The following is a 24,187-nucleotide window of genomic DNA, read 5'->3' as shown; positions in this document are numbered from 1 at the left end:
GTCTGAAAGAGCGGTGATTTGTCTTCGGGCGAGGAAACCACAAGGTCGCCCTGTTTCTGAAATGAACTATTGCCTATAGACGGAGTAGGAATCAAGAGGTAAATTACAAATCAGCCGCTGGTCGGCAGCCGCCCGATCTCCCAACGTCAAAATGTGCAAAAGCACCCCCAGAGTTGCAACCATGACGTTATTCGCTTTCATGCTGCGGCGGACGCTGGCGGCCGCGCCGATGGTCGTCGTCATGATCGTCGTGAACTTCCTGCTGCTGAAGGCGGTCCCCGGCGATCTGGTCGATGTGATGGCCGGCGAGAGCGGGATCGCCACGGCGGAGCAGATGGCCGACCTGCGCGCGCGGTTCGGGCTGGACCGCTCGGCGCTCGACCAGTTCCAGGCCTATCTGTCCCAGCTCCTGCAATTCGACCTGGGCTTCTCCTTCCGCTACAGCCGGCCCATCGCCGACCTCGTGCTGGAGCGGCTGCCGGCGACGGCGCTGCTCGTCACCGTGGCGGTGCTGGCGGCGGTGGCCGTCGGCGTGGCGGCGGGCGTCCTGGCCGGGCGCCGTCCGGGAGGCCGCTTCGACCGGGCGGTGTCCGTCCTGTCCTCCCTGATCTTCGCCGTGCCGTCCTTCTGGATGGGGCTCGTCGGCATCGTGCTGTTCGCCGTGCACCTGCGCTGGCTGCCCATCGGCGGCTACGCCACGGTTGGGGCGCCGGGCGCCGGCTGGCCGCACGCGGTGGACGTCGCCGCCCATCTCGTGCTTCCCGCCGCCACGCTGGGGCTGGGCTACGCCGCGCTCTACGCGCGGGTCACGCGGGCCGCGGTGATCGAGACGAGCCGGCTGGATTTCGTGCGCACCGCGCGGGCCAAGGGCATTTCCGAAACGCGGGTGACCCTGCGGCACATCCTGCGCAACGCGCTGCTTCCCGTGGTGACGCTGAGCGGCCTGAAGCTCGGCTCCATGCTGGGCGGGGCGGTGGTGGTGGAGACGGTGTTCTCCTGGCCCGGCCTGGGGCGCCTCGCCTTCGAGGCGGTGGCCGACCGCGACGTGAACCTGCTGCTCAGCCTCTTCCTCTGCAACTCGCTTCTGGTGATCGTCATGGGCATCCTGGTCGACGTCTCCTACGCCGCGCTCGACCCGCGCATCGAGGTGACGGCGTGAGCGCGCGCTTTTCCGTTTCCACGCTGCGGCTGGGCGTGTTCTGCGTGGCGCTGCTCGCCCTTCTGGCGGCGGCGGCGGGCCTGCTCCGGCCGGGCGATCCCATGGCGATGGCCGGGCCGCGCGGCCTGTGGCCGCTGACCGACGGCGCCTTCCCGCTCGGCACCGACCAGCTCGGTCGGGACGTGGCGGCTCAGCTCCTGTTCGGGGCGCGGGTGTCGCTGGCGGTCGGCGTCGGGGCCGCCGCGGTGGCGACGCTGATCGGCGTCGGGCTGGGTGCCGTGGCGGGCTATTTCGGCGGGGTGGCGGACCATCTGCTGTCGCGGCTGTGCGACTATGTCCAGACGCTGCCGTCCTTCCTGCTGTCGATGGTCCTGGTCGCCGTTCTGGCGCCGTCCATCGGCAGCGTGATGATCGCCATCGGCCTGACCTCCTGGCCGGAGATCGCCCGGCTGACGCGGGCGGAGGTGCTGCGGATACGCAACGCCGACTGGGTGCTGGCCGCCCGCACGATGGGGCTGGGCCACGGCCACATCCTGCTCAACCATGTGCTGCCCAACGGCATCGCCCCGGTGGTGGCGATGATCGCGGCGGTGGTCGCCCACGCCGTGCTGGTGGAGGCGGCGCTGGCCTTCCTCGGCCTCGGCGACCCGAACCTCGTGTCCTGGGGGGCGATGATCGGCAACGCGCGGCCCCTGCTGCGCACGCTGTGGTACCTGATGGCGCTGCCCGGCCTCGCCATCTTCGCCACGGTGATGGCCTTCACCCTGCTGGGCAACGGCCTGTCGGAGCGGCTCGACCCGCGGGGGGCGGCGCGATGACCCCTGGGAAGCCGTTTGCGAACGATCCACTGATCGCGGTGCGCGACCTGTCGATCGCCTTTGCGGGCGCCAGGGCGGTGGACGGCCTCTCCTTCACCGTGGCGGCGGGCGAGGTGACCGCGCTGGTCGGGGAGAGCGGCAGCGGCAAGACGGTGACCGGCCTGACCATCGCCGGGCTGGCCCCGCCGGAGGCGCGGATCACCGGCCGGGTGACGCTGGCCGGAGCGGACATCCTCGGCCGGACGCCCCGCGAGCGGCGGCTGGCCGGGCATTCCGCGGTGTCGATGGTCTTCCAGGACCCGCAGGCGGCGCTCAACCCCGTTCTGACCATCGGCGAGCAGATCGTCGAGGCCGTGCGCGCCGACGGGCGGACCGGCGCCCGCGCCGCCGCCGCCCGCGCGCTGGAACTGCTCGATCTTGTGCGCATCCCCGAACCGGGGCACCGCTTCTCCGAGTATCCGCACCGCCTGTCCGGCGGGATGCGCCAGCGGGTGGTGATCGCCCTGGCGCTCGCCGCGTCGCCGGTCGCGCTGGTCGCCGACGAGCCGACGACGGCGCTCGACGTCACCATCCAGGCGCAGATTCTTCAGCTTCTCATCCGCCTGAAGGACGAGCTTGGCATGGCGCTTCTGCTCATCACCCACGACCTGGGCGTGGTGGCCGAGGCGGCGGACCGCGTGCTTCTGATGCGCGACGGGCGGCTGCTGGAGGACCGCGGCGTCCGCGATTTCTTCGACGGTCCCCGCCACCCCTACGGCCGCGCCCTGCTGGCCGCGCGGCCGGGACGCCGGACGCGCGGGGAACCACGGCCGCGCCTTGCCGACACCTCGGTTTCTGATAGGGCGGCGCCCTTTGTGATCTCGGGGGAGGGGGGCGGCGCGTGCTGACCATCGAAAAGCTCCACGTCACCCACCGGACGCGCAACGGCACCGTTCACGCGGTGGACGGGGTGGACCTCACCCTGCGGCGCGGCGAGACGCTCGGGCTGGTTGGGGAGTCCGGCTGCGGGAAGTCCACGCTGGCGCGGGCGGTGATGCGCCTGACCGCCCCGGCGTCGGGCCGCATCCTCCTCGACGGGATCGACGTGACGCGGCTGACGGGGAGGGCGGCGGCGCCCTTCGCCGCCAGGGTCCAGATGGTCTTCCAGGACCCCGCCGCCTCGCTCGACCCCCGCTACACGGTGGCGCGGGCCATCGCCGAACCGCTGTTGCCCACCGTCCGCGACGCGGCGGAGCGGGCGCGGCGGGTGGCGGCGCTGATGGACGACGTTGGGCTGGCCCGCGCGCTGGCCGACCGTTTCCCGCACCAGCTCTCCGGCGGGCAGAGGCAGCGCGTGGCCATCGCCCGCGCCATCGCGCCCCGGCCCGACTTCGTGGTCCTCGACGAGCCGGTCTCGGCGCTCGACGTGTCCCTGCAGGCCCAGGTGCTGAACCTGCTGGTCGATCTCCAGGAGCGGCACCGGCTGGCCTACCTGTTCATCGGCCACGACATCGGCGTCGTCCGCCACATGGCCGACCGGGTGGCCGTGATGTATCTCGGCCGGGTTGTCGAGATCGGCGACTGGTTCGACGTGGTCGATGAGTCCGCCCATCCCTACACCCGCGCGCTGATGGCCTCGGCCCCCGCCGCCCATCCGGACGCGGGGCGCGCCGCGACCAGGACCATCCTGGCGGGCGAGTTGCCCAGCCCCTTCGCGCCGCCGCCGGGCTGCGCCTTCCACACCCGCTGTCCGCTCGCCGTCGAGCGCTGCCGCCGCGAGGCGCCCGCCCTGCGCGCCGCCGCCGACGGCCGCCGCGTCGCCTGCCATCTGGCCCAGACGCATCCGGCCCAGACGAATCCGGCCCAGACGAATCCGGCCGGGACGAATCCGACCGAAGCCAACATTATCCGTCCCCTGAGGAGACTTCCGTGATCCCCATCGAACGCCGTTCCTTCCTCGCCCTGACCCTCGGGGCTTCCGTCCTTGCCGCCGGGGCGGGGCGCGCCTTCGCCGCGGCGGGGCCGGTGAAGGGGGGGACGCTGATCGCGGTCATCAACCCGGAACCCCCGATCCTCACCAACACCGTCAACAACCACTTCAGCGTCAACGTGGTGTCGCCCAACATCTACGACGGGCTGCTGAGCTACGATCAGCAGATGAACCCGATCCCCGCCCTGGCGGAGCGGTTCGAGGTCTCGCCGGACAAGCTGTCGATCACCTTCCACCTGCGCAAGGGCGTCACCTGGCACGACGGCACGCCCTTCACCTCCAGGGACGTGGCCTACAGCGTGCTGGAGCTGTGGAAGAAGCACCACCCGCGCGGCCGCACCACCTTCGGCGACGTGACGGCGGTGGACACGCCGGACGCCGCGACGGCGGTCCTGCGCCTGTCCCGCCCCTCGGCGATCATCCTGAACGCGCTGTCCGCCGCGGAATCGCAGGTGCTTCCCGCCCATCTCTACGAGAACACCGACGCCCGCACCAACCCGCGCAACATCAACCCGGTGGGCACCGGCCCCTTCCGCTTCGTGGAGTGGAAGCGCGGCGAATACATCGCCTTGGAGCGCAACCCCACCTATTGGGACGCCGGCAAGCCGTACGTGGACCGGCTGATCTTCCGCATCATCCCCGACGCGGCGTCGCGCGCCGCGGCCTTCGAGACCGGGGAGGTGGTCTATGGCCCCTTCGACCCGATCCCGCTGGCCGACGCGGCCCGCCTGCGCGCCAACCCCGAGCTGGCGCTGACCACCGCCGGCTACCAGTGGCTGTCGCCCTTCTTCACCTTCGAGTTCAACGTCAAATCCAAGATCGCCGGCGACGTGCGGGTCCGCCGCGCCATCGCCCACGCCATCGACCGCAAGGGGTTGATCGAGGCCGCCTGGTACGGCTTCGGCACCCCGGCGACCGGCCCGATCCCGCATTACCAGAAAGCCTACACCAAGGACGTCGCCGGCTATCCCTTCGACCCCGCGGCGGCGGAACGGCTGCTCGACGAGGCGGGCTACAAACGCGGCGCCGACGGTGTCCGCTTCGCGCTGTGGCACGACTATTCCAACGACACCGAGTCCCAGCAGAACACGGCGGAGTTCCTGCGCCAGAACCTGAAGGCGGTGGGCATCGATCTGAAGCTGCGCGCCGCCGACCTGCCGACCTATTACAAGCGGGTCTACACCAACTACGACTACGACACCCGGTCCGGCCAGTTCTCGGCGATGATCGACCCGTCGCTGGGGCTGTACCGGCTCTACGCCACCAGTTCCATCGCGCCGGGCGTGCCGAACACCAACGGCGCCCAGTATTCCAACCCCGAGCTGGACGCGGTGATCGAGACGGCGCTGCGCGAATCCGATCCGGCCAGGCGGACGGAGGCGTTCCACGCCTGGCAGCGCATCGCCATGACCGACCTGCCGAACATCCCGCTGTTCGAGCTGGAGCGCGTCACGCTGCACAACCGCAAGGTCAAGGGGCTGGAGGACCGGCCCGACGCCGCCTTCTCCTCGCTGAAGAACCTGTGGCTGGAGGGCGGGGCGTGACGGCGACCGTCCCGCCGCGGCCCCGCATCGCCGTGCTGGGGGCCGGTGCGGTGGGCGGCTACATCGGCGCCCGTCTGTTCGCCGAGGGCGAGGACGTGACGCTGGTCGACGGCTGGGCGGAGCATGTGGCGGCGGTCGCCCGCTCCGGCCTCGCCATCACCGGCGCGCGGCCGGAGGAGGACGAGACCGTGCGCGTCCCGATCCTGCCGGAGGACCGGCTGGCCGACTTCGGCCCCATCGACATCGCCATCGTCGCGGTCAAGTCCTGGGACACCCGGCGGGTGGCGGAACTGGTCCGCCCCCGGCTGGCCCCCGGCGGCTTCGTCGTCTCGGCCCAGAACGGCCTGAACGAGCCGGTGATCGCCGAGGTGGCGGGGGAGGACCGCGTCGTCGGGCTGATCGCCGCGCGCATCGGGGTCGAATTCGACGGCGCCGGACGCATCCTGCGGCGGGTGTCCCGCGGCAGTCCGGGCATCCCCGTCTTCCGGATCGGCGAGCCCGACGGGCGGACGACGCTGCGGATCGGGGCGCTGCGCGCCCTCATCGCCAAGGTCGATTCCGTGACGGTGACCGGCAACCTGACCGGCGAGCGCTGGTCGAAGCTGGCGGCCAACGCCATGCGCAACGGCCTGTCGGCGGCGACCGGCCTGCCGATCGACGCGATGGACCGCGACCCCCTGCTGCGCCGCTTCGGCATCCGGCTGGCCGGGGAGGCGGTGCTCGTCGGCGAGCGGCTCGGCCTGCGGCTGGAGGGGATCGGCGGCACGCCCGCCGCCCTGTTCGCCCGCGCGGCGGAAGGCGACCGCGCGGCCCTTGCCCGGATTGAGGAGGCGCTCCTGGCCTCCGCCGTATCCGGCAAGGCCGCCGGACAGCGCCCCTCCATGGGGCAGGATATCCTCAAGGGCCGGCGGACCGAGGTCGAGGAGATCTACGGACCGGTCCTCGCCCGCGCCGAGGACACCGGCGTCGACGCCTGGGCCAACCGGCGGGTTCGCGACGCGGTGCGCCGCATCGAGAGCGGGGCGGCGCGTCCGGACCCCGCCTTTTTCCAACTGGACCCCTTCGGCGATACCGCGACCGAAGCCCGTGACTGAGAAGGACCGACCGAGCATGACCAGCCGACCCGATACCAAGCGAGCCGACTTCGACTTTCCCCGCCCCACCCCGGCCCAGATCGCGGCCTTTCAGGGGGTGACCGCCGCCACCGCGCACGAGGCGCAGGGCCGGCGCGGCGCGCTCGATTCCGTCATCAAGCCGCTGCGGCCCGGCTTCCGCATCCTGGGGCCGGCCTTTCCCGCGCAGGGGCAGCCGGGCGACAACCTGACCGCCCATGCGGCCATCTCCTTCGCCCGCCCCGGCGACGTGATCGTCTATTCGGCCGGCGGCTTCGTCGACGGCGCGTCCTTCGGCGACACCATGGCGACGGCGGCGCTTACCCGCGGTTTGGGCGGCGTGGTGATCGACGGTGCCGTCCGCGACGCCGCGGAGCTGCGCAAGCTGGACCTTCCGGTCTTCGCGAGCGGGGTCAGCCTGCGGTCGCGCGGCGACAAGGCGCGGCTCGGCCCGCTCGCCCAGGCGGTCGAGGTGGGGGGAATCCGGGTCGAGCCCGGCGACCTGATCATCGGCGACGACGACGGCGTGGTGGTGATTCCGCTGGCCGATCTCGACGAGGTGGCCCGCGTCTCGCGCGAGAAGGAGGCGAAGGAGGAGGAGTTCCGCAGCCGGTTCCGCGCCGGCGGCGCCACCACCTGGGACCTGTTCGGCGCCGGGATTCTGGCGAAGAGCGGCTACCGGCTGGCCTTCACCGAAAGCGGGGCCGACATCGTTCCGGTGTAGGGGTGGGATAGGGGGCTCTCAGCCCCCTCTTCTGAAAGGGGGCTGCACCGGCGCCAGCCGAAACGGAAAAACGTCACTCAACCCGTCACCCTCGCGAAGGCGGGAATCCAGCACGTTCAAGTGCTTATCTGCGGAGTTTCCTGGACCCCCGCTTTCGCGGGGGGTGACGAATAATGAGGTGGTCGCGCGCCGGAACGGGGCCTTATCCGCCCTGTCCGGCGCTGCGCGTTTCTGCCCAGATGCCTGCATGCGCATGTTCATCCGAGCACAAACGCTGTTCAATTTTGGACGATTGCGCGAACTCAACAAGCAAATAGGATGAATAAAAATGATTTAGCGAAATAATTTGGTGATTGGACGCCGCCGGCGGTCCCGTCACCCCTGCCGTGGAGAGACTCATGGATCGCCGTACCTTCCTGGGTGCGATGGCCGGGCTGGTGCCCGCCGCCGCCTTCACCCGCACCGCCGCCTTCGCCCAGAGCAACCCCGCGGCCTCCTCCGGCGCCCGCCCGCTCTCCATCGGGGCGATCTCGGCCCCGAACTCGCTGGACCCCCATTTCTACCAGTCGCCGACCAACAACCAGACCCTGCGGCAGATCTTCGACCCGCTGGTGACCGAGGACGCGACGGGAACGCTGCGCCCCCTGCTGGCCGAATCCTGGCGGGCGCTGGACGAGACCACCTGGGAATTCAAGCTGCGTCCGGGAATCCGCTTCCACGACGGCACGCCGCTGACGCCGGACGACATCGCCTTCACCATCGAGCGGGTGCCCAACGTCCCGAACAGCCCCGGCTCCTTCGTGCCCTACGTGCGCAACGTCGCGGCGGTGGAGGTCGTCGACGACCGCACCTTCCGCATCCGCAGCAAGACGCCGAACCCCTTCCTCGACCGCGACTTCACGAACCTCTACATCCTGTCGCGCAAGCTCCACGCCGGCGCCGAGACGGCGGATTTCACCTCCGGCAAGCTGGCCGTCGGCACCGGCGCCTTCCGCTACGCCGGCTTCACCGTCGGCCAGCAGATCGAGCTGGAGCCCAACCCCGCCTATTGGGGCCGGACGCCGGGCTGGAGCCACATCCGCACCCGCTTCATCCCCGATGCCGGGGCGCGCGTCGCCGGGCTGCTGTCGGGCGACCTCGACCTGATCGACGGCGTGCCGGTGCAGGACGTGGCCCATCTGACCGCCGACAGGAAGGTGGAGATCTTCAGCGTCGCCAGCGCGACCAGCGCCTATCTGTTCCCCGACACCAGCCGCGATCAGGCGCCCTTCGTCACCGACCGCGCCGGCCGGCCGCTGGACCGCAACCCGTTGAAGGACGTGCGGGTGCGCCAGGCGCTGTCGCTGGCCATCGACCGCAAGGGCATCGTGGAACGGCTGCTGCTCGGCCAGGGCACGCCCGCCGACCAGTTCGCCCCGCCGCCCGCCCCGGACCGGCTGCCCAACCGCGCGCCCATCGCCGTGGATGTCGCCCGCGCCAAGCGGCTGCTGGCGGAGGCCGGCTATCCCGACGGCTTCGGGCTGACCATCCACGGGCCGAGCGGCTTCTTCACCGGCGACGTCGCGGTGCTCCAGGCCATCGCCCAGGGCTTCTCGCGCATCGGGGTGGAGACCAAGGTGGAGACGCTGCCCATCGCCACCTTCTTCTCCCGCGCCACCAACCGGGAGTTCGCCCTGTTCCTGACCACCTACGCCACCACCAACAGCGCGGAGCTGCTGCGGCAGGTGGTGCTGACCAAGAACCAGGACACCGGGGCCGGTCCCTTCAACCGCCAGCGCTATTCGAACCCCAAGCTGGACGCCCCGCTGCTGGCGGCACTCGGCGACTTCGACGCCGAACGGCGGGTCGCCCGCATCCGCGACGCGCTGGCCGCGCTGGAGGAGGACGTGGGCGTCATCCCGGTCTTCTACCCGCGCTTCAACTGGGCGGGGCGCAAGGGCTACGTGCGCTTCGTTCCCGGCAACGCCTTCGGCCACACCAACGCCGTCTTCGCCGAGCCGGTCTGAGGAATCCCGCCATGTCCCTGTTTTCCGACTATCAGGCCCACGACGCGGTGGGCCTCGCCGCCCTCGTCCGGCGCCGCGAGGTGTCCCCGGTCGAGCTTCTGGAATCCGCCCTGGCCCGGCTGGAGGCGGTCAACCCGCTGATCAACGCCGTGGTCGACCGGTTCGCCGAGGAGGCCTTCGCCCAGGCCCGCGGCCTGACGGGGGAGGAGCCGCTGGCCGGCGTGCCCTTCCTGCTGAAGGATCTGAACATCCAGGTGCTCGGCCGGCGCACCAGCAACGGCAGCCGCCTGTGGCGCGACCACCGGGCGGTCAAGGATTCCACCATCACGGCGCGCTACCGAGCCGCCGGGCTGGTGCTGTTCGGCTTCACCAACACCGCGGAACTCGGGCTGGCCTGCGAGACCGCACCCGCCCTGTTCGGCCCCACCCGCAACCCGTGGAATGTGGAGCGCAGCGTCGGCGGCTCCTCCGGCGGGGCGGCGGCGGCGGTGGCGGCGGGCATCGTCCCGGCGGCCCACGCCACCGACGGGGGTGGCTCCATCCGCATCCCCTCCTCCAACACCGGCACCTTCGGGCTGAAGCCGACGCGCGGGCGCAACCCCTTCGGCCCCGACCTGGGGGAGGGCTGGAACGGCCTGTCGGTGCACCACGCCATCACCCGGTCGGTGCGCGACAGCGCCGCCCTGCTCGACGCCACCCACGGGCCGGAGCCGGGCGATCCCTACGCCGCGCCGCGCTTCGACGGGCGCTACCTCGACCTCGTGGAGCGCGATCCAGCGCCGCTGCGCGTCGCCTTCCAGACCGTGGACCATGAGGGGCGCGCCGTCGATCCCGCCGCCGCCAAGGCGGTGACCGACGCGGCGGCGCTTCTCGAATCGCTCGGCCACCGGGTGGAGGAGGCCAGCCCCGGCGTGGACGGCGCCGCGCTGAAGCGGACGACGCGCATCATCGTCGCCTCCAACATCGCCAACGTCCTGCGCGCCCGCGAAGAGGCGCTGGGCCGGCCCATCGAGCCGGACGAGCTGGAGCCGATCACCCGCCTGTGGGCCGGGGAGTCCGCGAACTACACCGGCGCCGACCTCGCCCGGTCCATCTGGACGATCCACGGCCTGTCGCGCCTGTTCGGCCGCTTCTTCCAGGGTTACGACGTGCTGCTGACCCCGACCTTCGCCGCCCCGCCGCTGCCCATCGGAACGGTGGACATGCAGAGCACGGATCTCGACGGCTATTACGAGACGCTGCGCCGCTACAGCGCCTTCACCTCCGTCTACAACAGCGCCGGCATCCCGGCGGCCAGCGTGCCCTTCGCGCTCGCGGACGGGCTGCCGGTCGGCGTGCAGATCGCCGCCCCGCTGGGCGAGGACGGGCGGGTGCTCCAGCTCGCCGCGCAGATCGAGCGCGCCCGGCCCTGGGCCGGCCTGTACCCGTCGCTTCCGGCGTAGGCGCCCGATGACGGGTTCGATGACGGGTTCGATGGCCGGTTGGCTGGTGCGGCGGTCGGCGCAGGCCGCCCTGGTGGTGCTGGCGATGACGGTGATCGTCTTCGTCGGCCTTCATGTCGCGGGCAACCCGGTGGACATCCTGGTTCCGCCCGAGGCCGACGCGGCGGAGCGGGCGCGCATCGCCGCGTCCTTCGGCCTGGACCAGCCGCTGTGGCGGCAGTATCTGCTGTTCGTGGCGCGTGCGCTCCAGGGTGATCTGGGGCGCAGCTTCATCTACAACCAGCCGGCCCTGGCGCTGGTCGTCGAGCGGCTACCGGCGACGCTGGAGCTGTCGCTGGCCGCCCTGGTCCTGGCCGCCGGGCTGGGGATCGGCCTCGGCCTCTACGCCGGGCTGCGTCCGCGCGCGGCGGCGGCGCGTCTCATCATGGCGGGCAGCGTGGTCGGGCTGAGCCTGCCCGGCTTCTGGGTCGGGCTGATGCTGGTGATCGGCTTCTCGGTGCGGCTCGGCTGGCTGCCCAGCTCGGGGCGGGGGGAGACGGTGGCGGTGCTGGGGGTGGGCTGGTCCTTCCTGACCGCCGACGGTCTGGCCCATCTGATCCTGCCCGCCGCCAACCTCGCCCTGTTCAAGCTGGCGCTGATCCTGCGGCTGACCCGCGCCGGGGTGCGGGAGGTGGTGCATCTCGATTACGTCCGCTTCGCCCGCGCGCGGGGGCTGGCCCCGTCGCGGGTGATCGGCGTGCACATCCTGCGCGCCATCCTGATTCCCATCGTCACGGTGATCGGGCTGGAGTTCTGCTCCACCGTCGCCTTCTCCATGGTGACGGAGAGCATCTTCGCCTGGCCCGGCATGGGGCGGCTGATGGTGGAGAGCATCCATGTGCTCGACCGGCCGGTGATCGTCGCCTATCTGGTCGCGGTGGTCCTGCTGTTCGTCGCGGTGAACCTGCTCGCCGACATCCTCTACCGGCTGCTCGACCCGCGCGTCGGCACCGCCGGGGCGGGGAGCGGAGCATGAGCAGCCTTGCCGAAGACGGTCCACCGCCCGCCCATTCCGTCGCCGAACCGTCCCCGTCGCCGCCCTTATCACCAATGGGCGTCCTGTGGCGGGACTTCGCCGCCTCGCGGGTGGCGCTGGGCAGCCTCGCCGTCGTCCTTCTGCTGGTGGCCGCCGCCGTTCTGGCCCCCTGGATCGCGCCGCAGAACCCCTTCGACCTGACCCAGCTTGACCTGCTCGACGGGCGGCTGCCGCCAGGGGCGGAGGGGGCGCTGGTCGGCACCTACTGGCTGGGCACCGACGACCAGGGGCGCGACATGCTGTCGGCCATCCTGTTCGGGCTGCGGCTGAGCCTGCTGGTCGGCATCGGCTCGGCGGTGGTCGCCGGCGCGCTCGGCACGCTGGTCGGGCTGGCCGCCGCCCATTCCCGAGCCCAGGGGGGCGGGCGCGGCGACGCGGCGCTGATGCGGCTGGCCGATCTGCAACTGTCCTGTCCCTCCATCCTGATCGCGCTGATGGTGATCGCCTTCCTCGGCCGCGGCACCGGCAACGTGCTGCTGGCGCTGGTGCTGGTCGAATGGGCCTATTACGCCCGTGCCGCCCGCTCGGCGGCGCTGGTGGAGCTGAAGGCGGAGTATGTGGAGGCGGCGCGCGGACTCGTCCTGCCCTCCTGGTGGATTCTGCTGCGCCACGTCCTGCCGAACTGCCTGCCGTCGCTGGTGGTGATCGCCACGACCCAGATCGCCCGCGCCATCGCGCTGGAGGCGACGCTGAGCTTCCTCGGCCTCGGCGTGCCGGTGACCGAGCCGTCGCTCGGCCTGTTGATCGCCAACGGGCGGCAGTATGTGCTGTCCGGGGAGACCTGGATCAGCCTTTACCCCGGCGTGGCCCTGCTGCTGCTGATGGCCGCGATCAACCTGGCCGGCGACCGCTTCCGCGACGCCCTGAACCCGAGGCTCGGCCAATGACCGCCACCCTCCCGTTGCTGGAGGTGCGCGGCCTGCGCACCGAGCTTCCCGCGCGCCGGGGCGCGCTGAACGTGCCCCTGAACGTTCTGGACGGGGTGAGCTTCTCCCTCGGCCGCGGGCGCATCCTGGGTCTGGTCGGCGAGTCCGGGTCGGGCAAGTCGGCCACCGCCTTCTCCATCATGGGGCTGCTCGACCCGCCGGCGCGGGTGGCCGGCGGCTCGATCCGCTTCGCCGGTCGGGAGCTGGCCGGCCTGCCGGAGCGGGAACTGCGCCGCCTGCGCGGCAACCGCATCGCCATGATCTTCCAGGACCCGATGATGACGCTGAATCCCGTGCTGACCATCGGCGCCCAGATCGTCGAGACCGTGCTGGCCCACGCCCGCGTCGGCCGGGCCGAGGCGCGGCGGCGGGCGCGCGACGCGCTGGGCCGGGTCGGCGTGCCGGGGCCGGAGGAGCGGCTGGACGCCCACCCGCACGAGCTGTCCGGCGGCCTGCGCCAGCGGGTGGCGATCGCCATCGCGCTGCTGCACGAGCCGGACCTGATCATCGCCGACGAGCCGACCACCGCGCTCGACGCCACTATCCAGGCGCAGATCCTGCGGGAGATCCGCGGGCTGGCCGGGGGAGCGTCCGGTGGGGGCGGGCGGACGGCGGTGCTGTGGATCACCCACGACCTGTCGGTGGCCGAACAGCTTTCCGACGAGATCGCCGTGATGTACGCGGGCCGCATCGTCGAGCAGGCTCCGGCGGGAGAGCTGCTGTTCCGCCCGGCCCACCCCTACACCGCCGGGCTGCTTGCCAGCCTGCCGCGGGGGCCGCGGGGCAGCCGGCTGACGCCGATTCCCGGCCTGCCGCCGACGCTGTCCGGCCGCCCGGCGGGCTGCGCCTTCCGCCCGCGCTGCGCTGCCGCCGTGCCGGCCTGCGCCGCCGACCCGCCCTGGCGGGGGCGGGTGGACGGGCGGGGCGGCGTGCGTTGCCTGAATCCCGGTCCGGAGGGGCCGCGATGAGCCCGCCCCTGGCCGAGCTGCGCGGCGTCTCGCGGCTGTTTCCCATTCCGGGGCGGCGGGGCGCCGTCCTGCGCGCCGTGGACGGGGTGGATCTGGCGGTGCGGCGGGGGGAACTCGTCGGGCTGGTCGGGGAATCGGGCTGCGGGAAATCGACCGTGGCGCGGATCGCCGCCGGGCTCCTGCCGCCCAGTGCCGGCCGCGTGCTGATCGATGGGCAGGATCTCGCCGAACGGCCCGCCGCCGAGGCGCGGGCCGCCCGGCTGCGCGTCCAGATGGTCTTCCAGAACCCCCACGCCAGCCTGAACCCGCGCTTCACCGTCGAGGAGATCGTCGGGGAGGCGGTGCGCTTCCACCGGCTGGTGCCGCGCGCTGCGCTGGCCGACCATGTGGCGGCGCAGCTGCTGCGCGTCGGTCTCGACCCGGCGCTGCGCCGCAACCACCCCCACCGCTTCAGCGGCGGGCAGCGCCAGCGCATCGGCATCGCCCGCGCGCTGGCCGTGCGGCCCGACCTGCTGGTCTGCGACGAGCCGGTGACCGCGCTCGACGTGTCGGTGCGCGCGGGCATCCTCAACCTGTTCCTCGACCTGCGCGACCAGGGCGGTCTGGCGATCCTGTTCATCAGCCACGACCTGTCGGTGGTCGGCCACATCTGCGACCGGGTGGTGGTCATGTATCTCGGCCGCGTGGTCGAGGAGGGGCCGGTGGACGCCCTGTTCGACCGCCCGCGCCACCCCTACACCCAGGCCCTTCTGGCCGATTCCCGAAGCGCCCTGCCGGAGGGAGCCGTGCCGGCGCGCGGCGAGGCGCCGTCCCTGGCGCAGCGCCCCGAGGGCTGCCCCTTCCACCCGCGCTGCCCCATGGCGGTGCCGGACTGCGGGCGCGCGGTGCCGGCGTTGCGCGGGGTGGGGGAGGGGCATCGGGTGGCCTGTCTTCTGGCGGGGTGAGTGGTTCGGGCGGGTGGAGCGGTTGCCCCCACCCTTCCCACGGCTTCGCCGCGGGCCCCTTCCCTCCCCCGCTTCGCAGGAGAGGGAGTTTTATCCCCTCCCTCGCGAAGCGGGGGAGGGTCAGGGAGGGGGCAAGGACTTACCGCCCCCCGGCACCGACCGCTACCGGCGTCAGCGCGCCACCGCCACCCACCGCCCGCTCCGCCCGGCGGAAGCGGAAGAAGCCGCGGCTGTTCAGGTTGTTCACCACGAGCGCGCCGATGGTCAGCCCGGCGCCGGCCAGTTCCACGTCGCCGAACGCCCGGCCCTGGGCCAGCCCGATGGCGAAGGCGGTGATCGGCACGAGGTTGATGAACAGCACCCCGTTCACCGGCCCCAGCAGCTTGATCCCGATGTTCCAGCTGAACACCGCCAGAACCGCCGCGATCAGCACCAGATAGGCGATCTCCGCCCGCACCGACCACACCGTCTCCAGCGACGGCACGGCGACCAACCCCGCCGCGGTGGCCAGCGCCGTCACGGCGGCGATGGTGACGGTGCCCAGCGCCGCGCTGACCGTCGTGTAGCGCAGCGGCGACCAGCCCGGCACCGTGGCCGCGCCCAGCGTGTAGACGACCCAGCTCGCCGCCCCGCCCAGGATCAGCAGATCGGGCAGCAGGGCGCCGCCGTCCAGCGCCGACAGGCTGCCGCGCGTCACCACCAGCGCCACCCCGGCCAGCGCCGCCGCGATGCACAGGAAGGTCACCCGGTTCGGACGCACCCCCTTGATGGCCCAGGTCAGCAGCGCGGTGATCAGCGGCATCAGCGCCATGATGATCGCGCCATGCTCCGCCTTGGACTGGGCCAGACCGACGAAGGCCAGGATGCTGAAGCCGGCGAAGCCCATGGAGCCGTAGAAGAACAGCTTGCCGCCGTGGCCCTCCGTCGCCAGCGCCCGCCAGCCCTCCACCCGGACCAGGATGCCGATCAGGATCAGCGAGGCGAAGCCGTAGCGCAGCAGGGTCAGGTAGAAGCCGTCGATGCTCGCCAGGGCCGCCTTGGCCACCGGGAACATGCCACCCCAGGAGATGGCGGTCAGCGCCAGCAGCGCGATGCCCAGCAGCACGCCGTCCACCGTGCCGCCGGTCCGCGCCTTCGGGGCAACGGCCGCCTTGCCGGCCGCCGGCTTGCCCAAACCGGACTTGGCGGCCTCCTCCCCGGCGCGGCCGATGGCCTCCTCCAGCGCCGCCGCGCGGACCTTGCCGGACGGGCTGTAGGGAATCTGGTCGAGCGGCTCGAAGCGCGCCAGGGCGATCCGCTCGCGCCGCAGGATCTCGGCGGCGCGGGCCCGCACCTCGTCGGCGGCTCCGGCCCCGGCGGACGCCTTCAGCACCACCGCGCAGTCCACCGCCACCGGTCCGGCCCCGGACCGGCGCAGCAGCGCCACGTCCTCCACTCCGCGGATGTGGCGGATGGCGTTCTCCAGCGCGTAGAGATTCACGCTGTCCGCCCCCTGCGAACGGTTGAGCAGGTAGAGCCGCCCGTCCTCGTCCAGATAGCCGGCCTCCGACGTGATCAGGTAGCGCTCCCCGTCGATCTGCACCCGGTTGGCCGGGGCGCCGAGATAAGTGTCCATGTTCATGTAGCTGGCGATGGCCACCGACCCGACGATTCCCGCCGGCACCGGCTTGCGCTCCGGGTCGAGGATCAGGATGCGGTTGCCGTCATAGACGCGCCCGACGCTGGCCGGGTGGGTCAGCAGGTCCGCCGGCTCGGCGATGGTGTTCACCCCGGTCTCGGTGGTGCCGTAATACTCGTAGACGACCGGACCCAGCACCTGCAGCGCCTCCTGCTTGGCCGGGGCGGGGAAATGCTTGCCGCCGACCAGGACAAAGCGGAGCTGGTTGGGCGTGACGCGCGCCCGGCCGCGGGCGACCTCGCGCAGCACGCCCGACAGGATCGGCGGGGTCATGGTGCTGGAGGTGATCCACTCCCGGCGGATCAGTTCGGCGGCCTCCAGCGGGTCGTCGGGCGGGGCCAGCACCAGCGTCGCGCCGAGCTGGAGGAACAGCCGCGCCCAGCCGCCGCCCGCCGCGTGGTAGAGCGGGATGGTGGCGAGGTGACGGTCGGCGGAGGAGAAGCCGTAGCGCGCCGTGAAATAGGCGAAGCGCCGCGCGTCGAAGGAGGCGGTGCGGATCACCGGCTTCGGCGTGCCGGAGGTGCCGGAGGTGAAGGAGATGGCGCGGAACGGCCGGGCCGGAGCGTTCGGCGTGCGCCGCCCGGCGGCCAGCCCGGCGAAGGCGGCGTAGGGCGTGGCGCCGGGCAGCCGGCTGTCGAGATCGATCACCGCGCGGCCCGCCGCCAGCGTGCGGACGTTGATGCCGCGGTCGGCCAGGAAGCCGGAGGAGACGATCAGCAGGTCGGCCTCGATGCGCTCCAGCAGCTCCGCCAGGGCGGCCTGCGACAGGGAATAGTCGAGGCCGCACAACGTCGTCTTCAGCGTGGCGGCGGCGGAGGCGGCGACCACCAGCTCCGCGCGGTTGTGCGACAGGAAGGCGACGGTGCGCAGCTCGTCCAGCGCGACGGCGCCGGCCAGCCCTTCCGCCGCGTCGCGCACGGCGTCGGCGTACTGGCGCCAGCTCAGGGTCTCGGCACCGGCGACGATGGCCGCCAGATCGGCGCGCGAGGCGGCGATTTCCTCGATTCGGGACAGGGGAATCATGGTCGTCTCTCAGCGTGGGCGGTGTTCGATGGTGTAGATGCGGGCGCCGGCGGATCGGATCGCTTCGATCCGGCGCAGCGTGTCGCCGCCGATCTCCTCGCCGGGGACGATGATCGGCACGCCCGGCGGGTAGGGGATGATGAAGGAGGTGGACACCCGCTTCTCCTCGGTCTTCTCCACAGTGGGCGACAGCTCGCGCTGGATCGCGCGCAGGGTGTCGAGCAGGACCTCCACCTCCTCCTCGCCGATGCCGATGTGCAGGTTCAGCAGCAGCGAGGTCCGGGTGCAGCGGTTCACGTAGAGGCCGTGCCGGCTGTACAGCCGCTCGCGCAGCTCCGGCGCGTCGATGGGCAGGCCGGAAACCTTCAGCGACAGCTTGGTCGGGTCGATGGCGGCGTGGCCGGCGAAGGCGTCCGGCACGGCGGGGGCGTTGACCGAGAAGGCGCTCAGCGCCGGGTCGCCGGCCACCGTCTCGCTCACCCGCCGGGCGAGCCGCAGCGAGCGTTCGACCAGATCCCGCCCCTCCAGTTCCATCTGGGCGCGGGCGAGGTCGAGCGAGGCGAGGATCGGGTAGCTGGGCGAGGTGGTGTGGTGGCGGTAGCGGCCGAGCCGCAGCCGTTCCGCCAGCTCCGGATCGCCGCTGAAATGGATCAGCGAGCCCTGGCGCAGCGCGCTCAGCGACTTGTGGGCGGAGTGGGTGGCGACGACCGTGAAGCGCTCCAGCGCCGGGTCGGCGGCGCGGGCGTGCAGGGCGGTGCGCCCACGCGTCGTCTCGTGGAAGTAGCTCCAGGCGCCCCACGCCTCGTCCACGAAGACGGTGGTCAGCGACGGGCTGGCCTCCGCCAGGGCGGTGAGGATGGCCCGGATGTCGTAGACGACGCCGTCGTAGGACTGGCCGTTCAGCACCAGAAGCTCGTAGGGCGCGCCCGCGCGCTCCGCCGCCGCGGCCTGCTCCAGAAGCGCGGGCAGGGACAGGGCCGCGCGTTCCGAATGCTCGCAGAAGACGCGCGGCTCGATGTAGTGCACCGCCGCGTGCTTGTCGGACAGGGCGAAATGGATCGACTGGTGGGTGCCCTTGTCGGCCAGCACCCGGACGTCGGGGCGGGTGATCAGGGCTTCCAGCGCGATCAGGTTGGCGGTGGTCGTCCCGGCGGTGACGAACAGCGTGCCCGTCGCTCCGAAGGCGAGCGCCGCCAGCTCCTCCGCGCGGGCCAGCGAGCGGTGCGGGAAGAAGAAGCTGTCGAGCGGCGGGGCGGTGATCGTCGCCTCGCTGAACAGGCCGCGCCCGAACAGGGCGTCGTAGGCATCGGCGAAGGCCGACTCCCGGATGGAGCCGCGCCGGCTGACCGGCAGCGCGTGGAACGACGCGCGGGTGCTCCCGGCGGCCGCCAGCAGGGCGTCGGCGAGCGGTGTTTCCGGGATGGCCGGAGGCCCGTAGGCGTTTCGGGCGGGGGACTTTTGAGTTGGCGGGCGTTGGCCGGCAGGGTCTGACATTGGGAACTCGCTCGTGGTGGCGGCCTCCACTGGGAAGGCGTCCGTGTGAAGCACCGATCCTGCATGTTGTTTGAATATATTTACGCAGTGATCCGATAGAGAATTCAGTCGAAGGCCCGACCACTGTCCAATAAATAATTCCGAGCCCCAATATCGCAGAAATTGATGGGTGAGCCGATCCATACGAATGTGTTTTTAAATAATGATGAAAACAAATCATCGCCGAGTGTTCGCGTAAATACTCTGTATGTTTGAGTCATTGATTGTCGTCGATGGCTGTAAAATATTCTTAACGCCGCGGGATGGCTGAATCTTGTGCAAAGACACTTGCGGTATCGTATGATGCTGTCCCGGCGACCGTGCCGGGGGGAGGGCAAGCCGGACGGCGGAACGCTCATGGAACTGCACCATTTGAAGACCTTCGCGACCGTGGCGCGCGAGGGCAGCCTGACCCGAAGCGCGCAGATCCTGCTGCTCAGCCAGCCGGCGGTCAGCGGGCACATCAAGCTGCTGGAGGAGGAGCTTGGCACCGTGCTGTTCGAACGCACGGCCAAGGGCATGCAGTTGACCCGCGAGGGGCTGATCCTGCTGGAGGAGGCGGAGCGCACGCTCGACGCCGCCAAGACGCTGGTCAACCGCGCCCGCGGCCTGCAGGGCGACGCCGCCGGGCCGCTCGCCCTGGGCATCGCCAGCGATCCGGCGGCGTTGCGGCTGGGGACGCTGCTGTCCACCCTGCTGGCCACGCACCCCCGGCTGCGCCTGCGGGTGTCGCACCACCTGTCCGCCGACGTGGCGGATCAGGTGCAGGACGGGCGCCTGGACGCCGGCTTCGTGCTGGAGGAGCGGCCCGACCGGGCGCTGCGCCATCTGCCGGTGGCGCCAGTGCGGCTGCGCGTCGTCGGGCCGGCTGGCTGGCGGGACCGGCTGGCCGGGGCGGGCTGGAGCGATCTGGCCGCCCTGCCCTGGGTCGGTACGCCGCCGCGCTGCAGCTTCCACCTGATCGCCGCGCGGGCCTTCGCCCGGAACGGCGTCGCCCCCGGCACGATCATCGAGGTCGATCAGGAAAGCGCCCTGAAGGGGCTGGTGACCGAAGGGCTGGGCCTCGCCCTGCTGCGCGAGGAGCAGGCGCTGGCGGCGGCGGCGGCGGGGGAGGTGGCGCTGTGGCCCGGCGAGGCCCTGCGCAGCCACCTCCATCTGATCCTGCCGCTGGACAAGGAGGGCGAGCCGGCGCTCCAGGCCCTGCGGGCGGCGGTGCGGGCCGTGTGGAAGGAGACCCTGTGGCAGGACCCGCCATGACCCGCCAACCCGCCTCGCGCCGTCCTTACGCCCAGGCGCGGCTGTCCTTGACCACCACGGCGAAGCGGTCGGCCAGGGCGGCGAGGTTGGCGCGGTGCAGCGCCTCGGCCGGGATCACGCCGCCGGCCCCGTCGGGGAGGTCGCGGGTGGCGCTGGCCGCGTCCACGACCGTGGTCCGCCAGCCGAGGTCGAGGGCGGCGCGCACCGTGCTGCTGACGCACATGTGGGTCTGGAAGCCGGCGACGATCAGCTCCTTGCGCCCGGTGGCGCGGATCAGGGCGTCGAGGTCCGTCCCGGCGAAGGCGTTGGGCAGGTGCTTCACCACCACCGTCTCGCCGTCCAGCGGGATCAGCGGGGCGACAATGCCGGACAGCGGGCCTTCCGGGTTGAACAGGGCGCCGCCGGGCTTGCCGTGGTGGACGATGTGGAAGACCGGGGTACCGGCCTTGCGCGCCAGTTCCAGCAGACGCGCGGCCTCGGCCACCGCGGCCTCCACCCCGACCAGGGGAAGGGCGCCCTCGGTGTATTCGCGCTGGGCGTCGATCAGCACCAGCACGGCGGAGTCGAGCGGGCTCGGCGTGGCGGGGGCTCCGGCGAGGGCGAGCAGGGTCTTCGGGGTGGCGCTCATGGTGGTTGCGGCTCCGGAAAAAGGAAGGGTCGGGGCGCAGTGTGCCCTGTGTGCTTTTGGCCGGACATTCGATAGGTTTGCGCAATGACTGTTCATAAACAGACAGGCACCCCGAAACAGATGGGCACCCTGAACTGGGACGATCTGCGCATCTTCCTGGAGCTGGCCCGCACCGGCAGCCTGTCGGCGGCGGCCCGCGCGCTGCGGATCAGCCACGCGACGGTCGGGCGCCGGGTCGCCGCGCTGGAGGAGGGGCTGGGCCGCAGTCTGGTGGATCGGCGGGCCGACGGTTACAGCCTGACCGCCGACGGCGAGGCGGTCTTCGCGCTGGCCGACGGGATGGACGAGCGGGCGCTGGCCATCCTGCGCCAGGTGTCGAGCCAGGGCGGGCGGGAGGCCGGGCTGACCGGCACCGTCCGGCTGACCACCACCCAGGCTTTGGCCGACCGTTTCCTGATGCCGCGGCTGGGGCCGTTCCGCGCCCGCCATCCGGGAATCGACCTGGAGGTGACGGTGGACAACCGCTCGCTCAGCCTCGCGCGGCGGGAGGCCGACATCGCCATCCGGCTCGCCCGGCCGCAGCGCGGCGACCTGATCGCGCGGCGGCTCGCCACCATGGGCTACGGCCTGTTCGCGGCCGCCGGGGCGCCCGACACGGTGATCGGCTACGACGAGGCTCTGGCCGACCTGCCGGAGGCGGTCTGGCTGGCCCGCCACATGGCCGGGCGCCGCGTCGCCTTCCGCTCCAACAGCCTGCAGACCCAGCTCGCGGCGGCGAAGGCGGGATTCGGGGTGGCGCTGCTGCCCTACTGGCTGGCGGCGGGGGAGCCGGACCTGCTGCCGGTGCCCTGCGACGCCCCGCCGCTGGAGCGCGAGGGGTGGCTGGTGCTGCACCCGGACCTGCGCGACGTGCCGCGGGTCCGGGCGGTGATCGAGCATCTGGTCGCGCTGTTCACGGCGGAGTTCGCCGCGGAGTTCGCCGCCGGCCCCGCACCGGCCGGTTGAGGGGACGGTTACTTCCGCGGCGCGCCGGTCTTGGGCGGCGCGTCCGGGCGCGGCGCGAAGAAGTCGGACAGTTCGACGGGGAAGCTGTCGAGGATCTTCTTCAGCGACGCGACGGACGGGCTGGTCTTCTCCTTCTCGATCAGCGAGATCAAGGCGTTGCTGATGCCCGCCCGGCGCGCCAGGGCGCGCTGTGACAGGCCGTGCGCCTCGCGCAGATCCTGCAACTTTCTTCCGATGTCGAGCATGCTGGATACACCCGGCTGGCGATGGAAACGGAAGGCTGTGCCGCAAGGATAGGCGATCCCGCTCTCCTCTTCCATAAAAAGTGTGATTTGCTGACAAACAACATTATTTATTAGTTTAATTTAGCGGCGGTCAGGCGATGTAACCGAAATCGGCGTCCACGATGCTGCGGACCGGATAGCGCTCGGACACCAGCCCGGTGGCGGCCATCCAGTCGATCTGGTCCTGCACGCTGTCGAGGATCAGCTTGCCGTCGGCGCGGATGAAGGGCAGCGTCTCGGCGATCCGCTCCACCGGCTGGCGCGAGTGGCGGGCCAGCACCTCCAGCAGGGGGCGGGTGGCGGCGTCGATGGGGGCGGTGCCGTTCACCCGCGCGGCCAGCAGGGTTCCCGCATAGGTCTCGCAGCCGCGCCGGTAGACCTGGAGGATGCGCGCCGCCAGGGCGCGGTCGGCGGCCACCCGCTGGGACACGAAGACCCCGCACATCTGCCAGGGCGTCTCGTCCCCCACCCAGCCGAGCAGATGGGCGGCTCCCGACCGCACCAGATCGGGCAGGATGGTGGTCGGCAGCAGCGCCGCGTCGACCCGCCCGCCGGTCAGGGCGGAGGTCATGTTGGACAGGCTCTGCAAGGGCTGGAGCCGGACCGTCCCCAGGTCGAAGCCGTATTTCCGCGCCAGCAGATGCAGGGAGTAGTGGTAGCTGGACCCGACCTGGGTGATCGCCACCGACCGGCCGGGAAAGTCGCGCAGGCTGGTCAGCCCGGACTCGAAGGCGGCCCGTCCGGCCAGATAGCCGACCAGCGGGAAGCCCGGCGCCTCCGGGCTGCCGCCGGCGACCACGGTCAGCGCCCGCTTGCCCGCCAGATTGAACAGCCCGCCGGTGAAGGCGCAGCAGCCGATGTCGATGTCACCCCCCGCCGCCGCGACCGCGATGGGCTGGGCGGCGTCGAAGAAGACCAGTTCCGGCTCGAACCCGGCCTCCGCGAAATAGCCGAGGTCGTGCGCCAGGAACAGCGGGGCGGAGGAGATGGGGCGCAGCGTCCCGATGCGCAGCCGTCGCGGCGCTTCGCCCCTGGCCGCGGCAAGAGGGGTGGCGAGGGCGGCGGCTGCTCCGCCGAGGAAGAGACGACGAGAAACCATGGCCGGAACTCCGTTGGATAAGCCGTCGGACGGACGAACGATGTTTGCATTGCAAATAGTGAATTCGGGCAGTAGTCATCGGCGCCAGCGAAGCCACCGCCGCCGGGGAGAGAGCATGCCGAAGGCCGCCGCCAGGGAACCGAAAGAGGGCGAGGCGCAGGAGGACGGCGCCAAGGACCGGCAGTTCGTCACGGCGCTCGCCCGCGGGCTGGAGATCCTGCGCTGCTTCTCGCTGAACCGGCGGGAGCTGACGACGGTGGAGATCGCCGCCATGACCGGCCTGCCGCAGCCCAGCGTCTGGCGGCTCAGCCACACGCTGATCGAATGCGGCTATCTGCTGTCCGACCCCGCCAGCCGGAAGCTGTCGGTCGGTCCGGCGGTCCTGGCGCTCGGCTTCGCGGCGCTCGGCAACCTGGGCTTCGCCGACGCGGTGAACCCCTACCTGCGCCGCATCGCCGAGCGGTTCGGCGGGGCGGCCTCCCTCGGCCTGCGCGAGCGGGACGGCGTGCTGCTGCTCCAGCGCTGGCAGGCGGAAACCATGCTGACGCTGAACCTGTCGGCGGGCTCCACCGTGTCGCTGTCGCGCTCCGCCATCGGCTGGGCGCACCTCGCCGCCCTGACGGAGAAGGAGCGGGCGAAGCTGCTGGCCGAGCTGAAGGTGGCGGAGCAGGAGGGCGGTCCCCGGCTGCTGGAGGACATCGCCCGCGCCATGGCCGATTACGCCCGCGACGGCTTCGTGGTGAATTGCGGGACGTCGCAGGCGCTCATCAACGGCGTGTCGGTGCCGCTGCGCGTGCCGGGCCGCCGGACCGTGTATCTGCTCGGCTGCGCCGGGGCGGCGACCGACTTCACCGAGGCGAAGATCCGGGCGGAGGTCGGGCCGATGCTGCGCGACATGGCCGCCGAGCTGTCGGTGCTGATCGGCGACATCACCGCCGCGTCCGGAGATGTGCCCGGCGCCCGGCGCCCGGCGGGGCGGCGCAAGTAGGCGGT

22 protein-coding genes are annotated in these 24,187 nt (G+C 71.8%); 16 read left to right on the top strand and 6 right to left on the bottom strand.

The window, feature by feature from the left end; translation table 11 throughout:
- The first annotated feature begins 181 nt into the window (after positions 1-181).
- The 7 genes from TSH58p_RS30945 to TSH58p_RS30915 are packed head-to-tail and all read left to right on the top strand — an operon-like array spanning position 182 to position 7,326.
- Positions 182-1,159, top strand: coding sequence for an ABC transporter permease (locus TSH58p_RS30945; protein WP_109069322.1), 978 nt, complete (start codon positions 182-184; stop codon positions 1,157-1,159).
- The gene (locus TSH58p_RS30940; RefSeq protein ID WP_247873948.1) at positions 1,156-1,977 is read left to right on the top strand and encodes an ABC transporter permease; all 822 of its coding nucleotides are present in this window, start codon (positions 1,156-1,158) and stop codon (positions 1,975-1,977) included. Before TSH58p_RS30945 ends, TSH58p_RS30940 begins: the two co-directional genes overlap by 4 nt.
- Positions 1,974-2,864, top strand: a complete 891-nt coding sequence (locus TSH58p_RS30935; RefSeq protein WP_109069321.1) for an ABC transporter ATP-binding protein — start codon at positions 1,974-1,976, stop codon at positions 2,862-2,864. The genes TSH58p_RS30940 and TSH58p_RS30935 overlap by 4 nt, the downstream gene beginning before the upstream one ends.
- Positions 2,858-3,889, top strand: coding sequence for an ABC transporter ATP-binding protein (locus TSH58p_RS30930; RefSeq protein WP_109069320.1), 1,032 nt, complete (start codon positions 2,858-2,860; stop codon positions 3,887-3,889). Before TSH58p_RS30935 ends, TSH58p_RS30930 begins: the two co-directional genes overlap by 7 nt.
- On the top strand, positions 3,886-5,490 hold the full coding sequence (locus TSH58p_RS30925) for an ABC transporter substrate-binding protein (RefSeq protein ID WP_109069319.1): 1,605 nt from the start codon (positions 3,886-3,888) through the stop codon (positions 5,488-5,490). Before TSH58p_RS30930 ends, TSH58p_RS30925 begins: the two co-directional genes overlap by 4 nt.
- Entirely contained in the window at positions 5,487-6,584 is a 1,098-nt protein-coding gene (locus TSH58p_RS30920; protein ID WP_109069318.1) for a ketopantoate reductase family protein, read from the top strand. Before TSH58p_RS30925 ends, TSH58p_RS30920 begins: the two co-directional genes overlap by 4 nt.
- Positions 6,585-6,600: 16 nt before the next feature.
- Positions 6,601-7,326: an RraA family protein gene (locus TSH58p_RS30915; protein ID WP_247873947.1), complete on the top strand. Its 726-nt coding sequence runs from the start codon at positions 6,601-6,603 to the stop codon at positions 7,324-7,326.
- Positions 7,327-7,528: 202 nt separating this feature from the next.
- Here the strand turns inward: TSH58p_RS30915 and TSH58p_RS33465 are convergent, their stop codons facing one another.
- Positions 7,529-7,726: a hypothetical protein gene (locus TSH58p_RS33465; RefSeq protein WP_158282580.1), complete on the bottom strand. Its 198-nt coding sequence runs from the start codon at positions 7,724-7,726 to the stop codon at positions 7,529-7,531.
- On the opposite strand from TSH58p_RS33465, the gene TSH58p_RS30910 reads away from it, so the two are divergent.
- From TSH58p_RS30910 to TSH58p_RS30885, 6 genes are read left to right on the top strand one after another with little or no spacing between them, the layout of a single operon-like run.
- Positions 7,725-9,332 carry an ABC transporter substrate-binding protein gene (locus TSH58p_RS30910; RefSeq protein WP_109069316.1) on the top strand — a complete coding sequence of 536 codons (1,608 nt, stop codon included), beginning with the start codon at positions 7,725-7,727 and terminating at the stop codon, positions 9,330-9,332. The genes TSH58p_RS33465 and TSH58p_RS30910 overlap by 2 nt on opposite strands.
- An 11-nt stretch (positions 9,333-9,343) precedes the next feature.
- Positions 9,344-10,774 (top strand): amidase, encoded by a 1,431-nt coding sequence (locus tag TSH58p_RS30905; protein ID WP_109069315.1) that lies wholly within the window; start codon positions 9,344-9,346, stop codon positions 10,772-10,774.
- 31 nt (positions 10,775-10,805) lie between these two features.
- Positions 10,806-11,789, top strand: coding sequence for an ABC transporter permease (locus tag TSH58p_RS30900; RefSeq protein WP_109069314.1), 984 nt, complete (start codon positions 10,806-10,808; stop codon positions 11,787-11,789).
- Positions 11,786-12,736 (top strand): ABC transporter permease, encoded by a 951-nt coding sequence (locus TSH58p_RS30895; RefSeq protein ID WP_199230086.1) that lies wholly within the window; start codon positions 11,786-11,788, stop codon positions 12,734-12,736. Before TSH58p_RS30900 ends, TSH58p_RS30895 begins: the two co-directional genes overlap by 4 nt.
- Complete coding sequence (locus TSH58p_RS30890) at positions 12,733-13,743, top strand: ABC transporter ATP-binding protein (protein ID WP_109069312.1); 1,011 nt, start codon at positions 12,733-12,735, stop codon at positions 13,741-13,743. Before TSH58p_RS30895 ends, TSH58p_RS30890 begins: the two co-directional genes overlap by 4 nt.
- Positions 13,740-14,687 (top strand): ABC transporter ATP-binding protein, encoded by a 948-nt coding sequence (locus tag TSH58p_RS30885; protein WP_109069311.1) that lies wholly within the window; start codon positions 13,740-13,742, stop codon positions 14,685-14,687. The genes TSH58p_RS30890 and TSH58p_RS30885 overlap by 4 nt, the downstream gene beginning before the upstream one ends.
- A gap of 139 nt (positions 14,688-14,826) precedes the next feature.
- Here TSH58p_RS30885 and TSH58p_RS30880 read toward each other — a convergent pair whose 3' ends face one another.
- Both TSH58p_RS30880 and TSH58p_RS30875 read right to left on the bottom strand, forming a co-directional pair.
- Positions 14,827-17,388 carry an AMP-binding protein gene (locus TSH58p_RS30880; protein ID WP_109069310.1) on the bottom strand — a complete coding sequence of 854 codons (2,562 nt, stop codon included), beginning with the start codon at positions 17,386-17,388 and terminating at the stop codon, positions 14,827-14,829.
- Between the two features lie 9 nt (positions 17,389-17,397).
- Positions 17,398-18,882 (bottom strand): aminotransferase class I/II-fold pyridoxal phosphate-dependent enzyme, encoded by a 1,485-nt coding sequence (locus TSH58p_RS30875; protein WP_109069309.1) that lies wholly within the window; start codon positions 18,880-18,882, stop codon positions 17,398-17,400.
- A 396-nt stretch (positions 18,883-19,278) separates the two neighbouring features.
- Between TSH58p_RS30875 and TSH58p_RS30870 the strand changes: the two genes are divergently transcribed.
- The gene (locus tag TSH58p_RS30870; protein WP_247873945.1) at positions 19,279-20,178 is read left to right on the top strand and encodes a LysR family transcriptional regulator; all 900 of its coding nucleotides are present in this window, start codon (positions 19,279-19,281) and stop codon (positions 20,176-20,178) included.
- A 25-nt stretch (positions 20,179-20,203) separates the two neighbouring features.
- Here TSH58p_RS30870 and TSH58p_RS30865 read toward each other — a convergent pair whose 3' ends face one another.
- Positions 20,204-20,806, bottom strand: a complete 603-nt coding sequence (locus TSH58p_RS30865; RefSeq protein WP_109069308.1) for a cysteine hydrolase family protein — start codon at positions 20,804-20,806, stop codon at positions 20,204-20,206.
- 120 nt (positions 20,807-20,926) lie between these two features.
- Between TSH58p_RS30865 and TSH58p_RS30860 the strand changes: the two genes are divergently transcribed.
- A complete protein-coding gene (locus TSH58p_RS30860; RefSeq protein ID WP_109069307.1) occupies positions 20,927-21,811 on the top strand; it encodes a LysR family transcriptional regulator in 885 nt (294 codons plus the stop codon).
- Positions 21,812-21,819: 8 nt separating this feature from the next.
- On the opposite strand, the gene TSH58p_RS30855 is transcribed toward TSH58p_RS30860, so the two are convergent.
- On the bottom strand, positions 21,820-22,056 hold the full coding sequence (locus TSH58p_RS30855; protein ID WP_109069306.1) for a helix-turn-helix domain-containing protein: 237 nt from the start codon (positions 22,054-22,056) through the stop codon (positions 21,820-21,822).
- Between the two features lie 130 nt (positions 22,057-22,186).
- Entirely contained in the window at positions 22,187-23,194 is a 1,008-nt protein-coding gene (locus TSH58p_RS30850) for an ABC transporter substrate-binding protein (RefSeq protein WP_109069305.1), read from the bottom strand.
- Positions 23,195-23,309: 115 nt separating this feature from the next.
- Here TSH58p_RS30850 and TSH58p_RS30845 point away from each other — a divergent pair, with 115 nt between their 5' ends.
- Positions 23,310-24,182 carry an IclR family transcriptional regulator gene (locus TSH58p_RS30845; protein WP_109069304.1) on the top strand — a complete coding sequence of 291 codons (873 nt, stop codon included), beginning with the start codon at positions 23,310-23,312 and terminating at the stop codon, positions 24,180-24,182.
- Positions 24,183-24,187 lie beyond the last annotated feature (5 nt).

It is taken from the genome of Azospirillum sp. TSH58, assembly GCF_003119115.1.
Taxonomy (GTDB): domain Bacteria; phylum Pseudomonadota; class Alphaproteobacteria; order Azospirillales; family Azospirillaceae; genus Azospirillum.
This window is presented reverse-complemented; position numbering and strand designations above follow the sequence as displayed.

What these genes read in the sequence shown, in the direction of transcription:
- TSH58p_RS30875 (WP_109069309.1), bottom strand. Translation starts at nt 18,882, where the DNA reads ATGTCAGACCCTGCCGGCCAACGCCCGCCAACTCAAAAGTCCCCCGCC.
- TSH58p_RS30880 (WP_109069310.1), bottom strand. Translation starts at nt 17,388, where the DNA reads ATGATTCCCCTGTCCCGAATCGAGGAAATCGCCGCCTCGCGCGCCGAT.
- TSH58p_RS30845 (WP_109069304.1), top strand. Translation starts at nt 23,310, where the DNA reads ATGCCGAAGGCCGCCGCCAGGGAACCGAAAGAGGGCGAGGCGCAGGAG.
- TSH58p_RS30915 (WP_247873947.1), top strand. Translation starts at nt 6,601, where the DNA reads ATGACCAGCCGACCCGATACCAAGCGAGCCGACTTCGACTTTCCCCGC.
- TSH58p_RS30945 (WP_109069322.1), top strand. Translation starts at nt 182, where the DNA reads ATGACGTTATTCGCTTTCATGCTGCGGCGGACGCTGGCGGCCGCGCCG.
- TSH58p_RS30855 (WP_109069306.1), bottom strand. Translation starts at nt 22,056, where the DNA reads ATGCTCGACATCGGAAGAAAGTTGCAGGATCTGCGCGAGGCGCACGGC.
- TSH58p_RS30850 (WP_109069305.1), bottom strand. Translation starts at nt 23,194, where the DNA reads ATGGTTTCTCGTCGTCTCTTCCTCGGCGGAGCAGCCGCCGCCCTCGCC.
- TSH58p_RS30935 (WP_109069321.1), top strand. Translation starts at nt 1,974, where the DNA reads ATGACCCCTGGGAAGCCGTTTGCGAACGATCCACTGATCGCGGTGCGC.
- TSH58p_RS30905 (WP_109069315.1), top strand. Translation starts at nt 9,344, where the DNA reads ATGTCCCTGTTTTCCGACTATCAGGCCCACGACGCGGTGGGCCTCGCC.
- TSH58p_RS30885 (WP_109069311.1), top strand. Translation starts at nt 13,740, where the DNA reads ATGAGCCCGCCCCTGGCCGAGCTGCGCGGCGTCTCGCGGCTGTTTCCC.
- TSH58p_RS30870 (WP_247873945.1), top strand. Translation starts at nt 19,279, where the DNA reads ATGGAACTGCACCATTTGAAGACCTTCGCGACCGTGGCGCGCGAGGGC.
- TSH58p_RS30865 (WP_109069308.1), bottom strand. Translation starts at nt 20,806, where the DNA reads ATGAGCGCCACCCCGAAGACCCTGCTCGCCCTCGCCGGAGCCCCCGCC.
- TSH58p_RS30860 (WP_109069307.1), top strand. Translation starts at nt 20,927, where the DNA reads ATGGGCACCCTGAACTGGGACGATCTGCGCATCTTCCTGGAGCTGGCC.
- TSH58p_RS30895 (WP_199230086.1), top strand. Translation starts at nt 11,786, where the DNA reads ATGAGCAGCCTTGCCGAAGACGGTCCACCGCCCGCCCATTCCGTCGCC.
- TSH58p_RS30890 (WP_109069312.1), top strand. Translation starts at nt 12,733, where the DNA reads ATGACCGCCACCCTCCCGTTGCTGGAGGTGCGCGGCCTGCGCACCGAG.
- TSH58p_RS30910 (WP_109069316.1), top strand. Translation starts at nt 7,725, where the DNA reads ATGGATCGCCGTACCTTCCTGGGTGCGATGGCCGGGCTGGTGCCCGCC.
- TSH58p_RS33465 (WP_158282580.1), bottom strand. Translation starts at nt 7,726, where the DNA reads ATGAGTCTCTCCACGGCAGGGGTGACGGGACCGCCGGCGGCGTCCAAT.
- TSH58p_RS30900 (WP_109069314.1), top strand. Translation starts at nt 10,806, where the DNA reads ATGGCCGGTTGGCTGGTGCGGCGGTCGGCGCAGGCCGCCCTGGTGGTG.